Source organism: Coprococcus sp. AF21-14LB, from assembly GCF_003458885.1.
Classification (GTDB): domain Bacteria; phylum Bacillota; class Clostridia; order Lachnospirales; family Lachnospiraceae; genus UBA9414.
The window spans coordinates 1-7,830 of sequence record NZ_QRVX01000075.1 but is presented as its reverse complement, the minus strand read 5'-3'; the positions used below and the strand labels follow the sequence as shown (position 1 = coordinate 7,830).

Annotated in this window: 5 protein-coding genes, 1 tRNA gene and 3 pseudogenes; 8 read left to right on the top strand and 1 reads right to left on the bottom strand. The window is 43.3% G+C overall.

Translation table 11 applies throughout. The annotated features are described in order from the left end of the window. Positions 1-402: 402 nt before the first annotated feature. The 8 genes and pseudogenes from thiW (at position 403) to DWX73_RS12295 (ending at position 6,288) form a co-directional block, all read left to right on the top strand. Entirely contained in the window at positions 403-1,119 is a 717-nt protein-coding gene (gene thiW / locus DWX73_RS12330) for an energy coupling factor transporter S component ThiW (RefSeq protein WP_118349031.1), read from the top strand. A gap of 3 nt (positions 1,120-1,122) precedes the next feature. After that, positions 1,123-1,923, top strand: a complete 801-nt coding sequence (gene thiM, locus DWX73_RS12325) for a hydroxyethylthiazole kinase (protein ID WP_118349030.1) — start codon at positions 1,123-1,125, stop codon at positions 1,921-1,923. Continuing rightward, positions 1,910-2,540: pseudogene (gene thiE / locus DWX73_RS15820) on the top strand (thiamine phosphate synthase). Before thiM ends, thiE begins: the two are co-directional and overlap by 14 nt. Next, positions 2,537-3,339 (top strand): annotated as a pseudogene (gene thiD / locus DWX73_RS12315) (bifunctional hydroxymethylpyrimidine kinase/phosphomethylpyrimidine kinase). The pseudogenes thiE and thiD overlap by 4 nt, the downstream one beginning before the upstream one ends. 20 nt (positions 3,340-3,359) lie before the next feature. Continuing rightward, positions 3,360-4,664: a phosphomethylpyrimidine synthase ThiC gene (gene thiC, locus DWX73_RS12310; protein ID WP_118349029.1), complete on the top strand. Its 1,305-nt coding sequence runs from the start codon at positions 3,360-3,362 to the stop codon at positions 4,662-4,664. A gap of 109 nt (positions 4,665-4,773) precedes the next feature. After that, positions 4,774-4,846: transfer RNA gene (locus tag DWX73_RS12305), tRNA-Thr, on the top strand. A gap of 90 nt (positions 4,847-4,936) precedes the next feature. Continuing rightward, on the top strand, positions 4,937-5,368 hold the full coding sequence (locus tag DWX73_RS12300; protein WP_118349028.1) for a hypothetical protein: 432 nt from the start codon (positions 4,937-4,939) through the stop codon (positions 5,366-5,368). Between the two features lie 5 nt (positions 5,369-5,373). Next, a complete protein-coding gene (locus tag DWX73_RS12295; RefSeq protein WP_199413563.1) occupies positions 5,374-6,288 on the top strand; it encodes a DNA/RNA non-specific endonuclease in 915 nt (304 codons plus the stop codon). Between the two features lie 54 nt (positions 6,289-6,342). Here the strand turns inward: DWX73_RS12295 and DWX73_RS12290 are convergent. Then, positions 6,343-7,514, bottom strand: a pseudogene (locus DWX73_RS12290) (ribose-phosphate pyrophosphokinase). Positions 7,515-7,830: the final 316 nt, after the last annotated feature.

The window sequence follows — 7,830 nt, the reverse complement described above, 5'->3', positions numbered from 1 at the left end:
CTGGAGAATGGCGAAAGTCTTGAACCAAATCTTTTCAAAGAAAGTAATAGCCAAGCTAGGTTATACATCCATGCTTGACTATTATCTAGTAGTTTGTGAAAACTAAGGAACCGCCTAGTACTGAACGGTATGCTAGGTGGTGTGAGAGGTCGGCTAATCAATTAATGATTAGCTCCTACTCGATTTGTGATACAGCGGATGAAGCTGATGCGCAATCTGCTGCGATTGGAAAGGAAGTGACTGGAGAATTTCCCGTAAAGTTTCGGGCGGATAGAAGGGGAGCGCCTTGTGTCTTGTAGTTTTGCGATGGGAACCCGTGTTTCGGGGTGAGAGGAGAAAATAGATTCTCGACCGAACGAAGTAGTGAAGACTTCGTACAAAACACGAAAAGAGGAAATAAAAATGAAACGTTCAAAAGGATTATTGAAAATGGTTGTACTGTCGATGCTGGTGGCTCTTGGAGTGGTCATATCACCAATCTTAAGAGTGGAGGGGATGTGTCCTATGGCGCATTTTATTAATATAGTTTGTTCTGTATTTCTTGGACCATGGTATTCACTGCTCTGCGCTGCACTTATCGGAATTTTGCGTATGACATTGATGGGAATTCCGCCGCTTGCATTAACCGGAGCTGTATTTGGCGCATTTCTATCCGGAGTTTTCTATCGGATTTCGAAAGGAAAGATTTTATTTGCAGTACTTGGAGAAGTCATTGGGACAGGAATTATCGGAGCCATTGTATCTTACCCGGTTATGACCTTTTTATGGGGCAAAGAAGGACTGAGCTGGATGTTCTATGTGCCTTCATTTATTTGTGGTACTTTGATCGGAGGCAGCATTGCTTATGTATTTCTTAGAAAACTGGCAGATAATGGTATGCTTACGAGAATCCAGGCGATGCTTGACGCGAAATGCTATGGCGATAAGAGCAGTATTTTTTCAAATGCAGTGATGATTGCTGCGTTCGGGGCAATTTTCTTTGTTGTGATAAAAATCGCTGCAGATATTTTCCACCTGGAGGCTTTCGCATGGTCCTTTTTAGCTTATGCTTCACTTGGCGTCTGTGCTGTGGCAGCAGTGGTGTATTTTGCAGTAAAAAAGGGGAGGGAGCATCCGTAAATTATGAAAGATCTGCGACAAATGATTAGAAGAAAACAGGCATTGATTCACTGTATTACAAATCCAATTTCAATGACACAGTGTGCAAATGCGGTGCTGGCAATGGGAGCAAGGCCAATGATGGCAGAACATCCGGAAGAAGTAGAAGAGATTACAGCTACAGCAGGAGCACTGCTTCTGAATCTTGGGAATATTTCTGATGTTCGAATGGAAGCAATGAGACGTTCTCTGAAAACGGCGAAAGAATATCAGATTCCGGTTGTTCTGGATGCGGTTGGTGTGGCATGTTCAGCGCTGAGAAGGAATTTTGCGATGGAGCTGCTTGCAGAAGAGGCAGTGACGGTAATCAAAGGAAATTATTCTGAAATTACAGCACTTTATGATAGTAATTACCATTCTTCAGGGGTGGATGCGGATAAAGCTCTTTGCATCGATAGAACGGCAGAACGTGCAATGGCGCTGTCTGAGAAATATCATGCGGTAATCCTGGCAAGTGGAGCGAAAGATCTTGTTGCAGACAGAAAGCAGCTGTGCGTCGTAAATTGTGGAACGCCCCAGCTTGCTAACATTACCGGAACTGGATGTATGCTCGGGGCAGTCTGTGCCTCCTGTCTTGCGTCAGAAGATGCAGCAGAAGCGGCAGTAGATGCCTGCATGATTATGGGAATTTGCGGAGAGTTATCCGAAACAGAACAGGGATCCGGAAGTTTTTTGAAAAATCTTCTGGATCAATTATCGACATGGAGTGAAGAAGCGATTCTTTCCAGAGCAAAGGTGGAGGTGAGAACGATTGAAAAACTTTGATTTGAAACTTTATTTTATCACAGACAGCACAGGATTTTGTGAAGAAGAATTTCTTTACAGAGTAGAAGAAGCCTTGAAGGGAGGTGCGACGTTCCTTCAGCTTCGCGAAAAAGAAAAAACAACGAGAGAGTACATTGCGCTTGCAAAAAAGGTGCAGAAATTAACAAAAAAAGTATCATATTCCGCTCATCATTGATGACCGGTTGGATGTGGCACTGGCAGTGGAAGCAGATGGAGTTCATCTTGGACAGAGTGATTTGCCGGTTTCTATTGCAAGAAGTATCTTAGGAGAAGATAAGATCATTGGCGCTACGGCAAAAACAGTGGAACAGGCAGTGGAGGCATGGAAAGAGGGGGCAGATTATCTCGGAGTTGGAGCAATTTATCCGACAACTACAAAGGTGAAGACAATATTAACGTCAACAAAGATGCTTACAGATATTTGTAAAGCAGTTCCCATTCCGGTAAATGCAATCGGCGGATTAAATGCAGATAATCTGGATGTGTTAAAGGGTATTCCGATTGCAGGGATCTGTGTCGTATCGGCAATTATGAAGGCGGATGATCCGGCTCAAGCGGCGAAAATACTCCGGGAGAAAATTGAGGTGGGCTTATGAAAACAGCATTATCAATAGCCGGAAGCGATTCCAGTGGAGGTGCAGGAATCCAGGCAGATATGAAAACAATGACAATGAACGGTGTTTATGGAATGTGTGCCATTACGGCATTGACAGCGCAGAATACAACCGGCGTGCAGGGGATTCAGGAGCTTCTCCGGAATTTTTAAAACAGCAGATAGATGCGGTCTTTGAAGATATTTATCCGGACGCAGTTAAGATTGGAATGCTTTCCAGCGCAAAACTTATTCAAGTTATTGCAGAGAGGTTGAGATTTTACAAGGCGGAACATATTGTGATTGATCCGGTTATGGTTGCGACAAGTGGTTCAAAACTTATGAAAACGGATGCGGTGGAGGTTCTGACGAAGGAACTTTTACCATTAGCAGAACTTGTGACACCAAACATTCCGGAAGCAGAGATTTTGGCAGAAATGACGATTTCTGATCGGACCGATATGGAAGCAGCAGCAAAAAAGATTGGAAATACTTATGGCTGTGCAGTGCTTCTGAAGGGAGGTCATAGTGTAAATGATGCGAATGATCTTTTGTATGCCAACGGAGTTTGTCAGTGGTTTGAAGGAAGAAGGATTTTAAATACCAATACACATGGGACAGGATGTACTCTGTCTTCCGCAATTGCCTCAAATCTGGCAAAAGGATTTTCGATGGAACTGTCTGTGAAACGGGCGAAAGAATATATCTCCGGAGCACTTGAGGCAATGCTGGATCTTGGAAAAGGTTCCGGACCAATGAAACATAATTTTAATCTGAATGGATATTTTAGTGAAGAAGCATAGCGTGTAACAGGAGGAAACAGATGAGAACTTATACAACACAGATGGATGCAGCGAAACAGGGAATCATTACACCGGAAATGAAAATAGTTGCAGAAAAAGAGTATCGCACGGAAGAAGAGATCAGAGCACTTGTAGCGAAAGGTCAGGTGGCAATCTGTGCAAATAAGAAGCATAAATGCATTGATCCAAATGGAGTCGGTTCAATGCTGCGCACAAAAATCAATGTCAATCTTGGGGTTTCCAGAGATTGCAAAGATTATGATGTGGAGATGCAGAAAGTAATGGCTGCGGTCCACATGGGAGCAGAAGCAATTATGGATCTGTCTTCTCATGGAGATACACAGCCATTTCGGCAAAAACTAACAAAGGAATGTCCGGCTATGATTGGAACGGTTCCTGTTTATGACAGTGTGATCCATTATCAGAGGGATCTTTCTACATTAACTGCCAAAGACTTTATCGATGTTATCCGACTGCACGCGGAAGACGGTGTAGATTTTGTGACATTGCATTGTGGGATTACCCGTAAGACGATTGAGCAGATTAAGACGCATAAGCGGAAGATGAATATTGTTTCCAGAGGAGGTTCACTAGTATTTGCGTGGATGAGTATGACAGGGGAAGAAAATCCGTTTTATGAGTATTTTGATGAAATTCTTGACATCTGCCGGGAATATGATGTGACGATTTCACTTGGAGATGCCTGCCGTCCGGGATGTCTTGCGGATGGAAGCGATGTTTGTCAGATAGAGGAGCTTGTACGTTTGGGAGAACTGACGAAACGGGCATGGGAGAAAGATGTACAGGTAATGGTAGAAGGACCGGGACATATGCCGATGGATCAGATTGCAGCGAATATGAAACTTCAGCAGACAATCTGTATGGGAGCGCCATTTTATGTGTTAGGACCAATCGTAACAGACATTGCACCGGGGTATGACCATATTACATCTGCCATTGGAGGTGCAATTGCCGCGGCATCCGGAGCAGCCTTTTTGTGTTATGTAACTCCGGCAGAACATCTGGCACTTCCGAATCTGGAAGATGTGAAGCAGGGAATCATTGCCTCCCGGATTGCGGCTCATGCAGCGGACATTGCAAAGAAAATCCCTCATGCGCGAGATCTTGATGATGAGATGGCAGATGCCAGAAGAACATTTGACTGGGAGAAACAATGGGAATGTTCTATTGATCCGGACACTGCCAGAAAAATTCGGGATGACAGAGCCCCGGAACAGGAAGACAGTTGTTCCATGTGCGGAAAATTCTGTGCAGTCAGAAGTATGAACAAAGCATTGAATGGAGAATACATCGATATTCTGTAAAACAAAAACGGGAAGAAGAAAAATACAGGGGGATTTCTGTCAGAGAAATCCCCTTTTCTATTGACAAAGACGAAAAAGTCCGCTATAGTATAAGCGTTGCAGAGGATAGGCTGCCTTGGCTCAGTCGGTAGAGCGTCGCCTTGGTAAGGCGGAGGTCGGGGGTTCAAGTCCCCTAGGCAGCTTTGATGAGAGGGTATCGCAAGTGTCATCAGGAAGGATGAGATTGTGATACCTTTTTTGTAATATCATTTAGGGAAAAAGAGGTGACTAGCGTGAAACTGATCGCATGTGTAGATGACAAAATGGGAATGATGTTCCATCGGCGCAGACAGAGCCGGGACCGGGCAGTGATAGAGAATATCGTAAATATGTGTGGGGATGCAAGACTGTGGATTGCGCCGGAATCAGAACCGCTTTTGAAAGAAACAGACGCATCTTTAGGGATTGCGGAAGATTTTTTAAACAGAGCCGGGGAAGGAGAATACTGTCTTGTAGAAACGTGGCCGGAGCAGTTATCAGAGAGGTTTTGTGAGGAATATGTAGAAACACTGATCTTATATCATTGGAATCGGAGTTATCCGGCAGATCAGTTTTTTCCACTGGATCTGCAGCGGTGGCAGCTGAATACTGCGGAAGAATTTGCGGGAACTTCCCATGAGCATATTCGAAAAGAAATTTATGATAAAAAGGCAGAAGAGAGGTAAGATAGATGAAGTTAGCAGTATGGAAACAAAGAATCGCTATATGGATGTGCGTACTGGGGCTTGGATGTTTCACAGCCTGTGCAGGCGAGGCAACGTATAGTACAGACAGATTTCAGGAAGAGACTCCGACAGAAGAAATTTCGATCGAAGAAATTCCGGAATATTCCGGGGAACCTTATGTTCCTATCAATAACAATGAACCAGAATTTACAGAAAACGAGCTGACAGAGGAAGCGGTAGAAATCTACAGTCAGTTGGACAAACAGGGAAGGGCACAGACCGCAGAGGCAACGATTGGGCAGGAGCTTATGCCTACGGAGAAGCGGGAAAGTATTTCGGAAGTAAAGCCAAGTGGCTGGGTAAACAAAAAGTACGAGAATGTAGACGGAGGATATTTGTACAATCGATGTCATTTGATCGGCTATCAGCTGACAGCAGAAAATGCCAATGAGAAAAATCTGATTACCGGGACGCGTTATATGAATGTAGAAGGAATGCTTCCATTTGAAAATATGGTGGCAGACTATATCAAAGAAACAGATCATCATGTGCGATACCGGGTTACACCGATTTATAAAGGTGATGATCTGGTGGCTTCCGGTGTGCAGATGGAAGCAGAATCCGTGGAAGATCAGGGCGAAAGTATTTCCTTTAATGTATATGTGTATAATGTGCAGCCAGGTATTGAAATTGACTATGCAACGGGCGACAGCCGAAAAATGACTGGAACAGCAAATGAATCGACGGATTCAGAAACCGGAGAGATGACATACATTTTGAATACAAATACAAAGAAAATCCACAAGTTAGATTGTACAAGTGTTTCTGAGATACAGAAGGAGAACTGGCAGGAAGTGACCAAAAGTAAAACAGAATTGATCGGGGAAGGGTATGAACCTTGTAAAAGATGTAAACCGTAAGAAAAAATACTGCGCGGGTCCGGGAAAGATTCGCGCAGTATTTTTTGGATAAAATTATTCCTGATGATATTTCTTGAGTAATGCATGAATGCGGTCTGTCGGATTCAAAACAGCGCTGATTGGCATGTCATGATTCATGGAATCGATGATCAATGCGAGAAATTTACTCATATCGGCAACAGTAAAATATGGTTTTTCCATTGCTTCTTTTGGCAGATAAGTCAGATTTGTTGTAATCAGACGGTCAATATATCCCTTTTCGTAATAGTCATCGAATTTTTTAAAGCCTTCTGTAAATAATCCAAAAGTAGTGCAGACAAAGACACGTTTTGCATGGCGGTCTTTTAATTGTTTTGCGACATCCAGCATACTTTCTCCGGAAGCAATCATGTCGTCAAGGATGATCACATCTTTGCCGGCAACATCATCGCCAAGAAACTCATGGGCAACGATAGGATTTTTTCCGCCGATGACGGTCGTATAATCTCGACGTTTGTAGAACATACCCATGTCTACTTTCAGTACGTTTGAAAAATAGACTGCGCGGTGCATTGCTCCTTCATCCGGGCTGATGATCATTAGATGATCTTTATCGACTTTCAGATCCGGAACAGAACGGAAAAGCGCTTTCATAAACTGATATGGCGGGTTAAAGCTGTCGAATCCTTTTAACGGGATTGCATTTTGTACACGCGGATCATGGGCATCGAATGTTACGATGTTAGATACACCCATGTCTACCAGTTCTTCTAATGCAGATGCACAGTCAAGCGATTCTCTCTTAGTACGTTTGTGCTGACGGCTCTCATAGAGAAATGGCATAATGACGTTAATACGCCGTGCTTTGCCGGTTGCGGCGGAAATGATTCGCTTCAGATCCTGATAGTGATCGTCCGGAGACATATGATTCGGAAGTCCGTTTAAGGATAAGTAAGACTGTAGTTGCATACATCCACCATAACATAGAGATCTTTTCCGCGAATGGATTCTTTGATCACACCCTTCGCTTCGCCGGAACCAAATCTCGGACATGCAGTATCGAGAAGATAGTTGTCAAGTCGGTAATTTGCAAAGGCAGCGGACTGTGGACATTCCTGAGATTCTTCGTGGCGGAACTGCACGATATAGTCATTGACTTTTTGACCAAGATCTCTGCAGCTTTCCAGCGCTGCGATTTTTAATGGAGCATATGGTATTGCCTGCTGTAATAAATTTGTTCTTGCCATGTCGGCCTCCAATCTTTTGTTTTGGGTTTCTATCGGGAAATCCCGTATTCTTTTCATTCTCTATCAATGTTATATCATTTTTTTTCGGATGCTTCAAGAATCAATCAAGAATCCGGTCAGAAAAATTGGAAATTGCGAAGGACCTATGCTATAATCCCATCTTTGACAGTTATAAGGTGAAAAAATGGCTACAACCCCAGTAAATATGGCACTGTAGCCGTTTTTCTTTTTGCAGCGATATGTACTATATTATTTCAGTTTTGATTTTAGTTGCTTTGTATCTTTGATAAGAGTTCGCATATCTGTTTTGGTAATG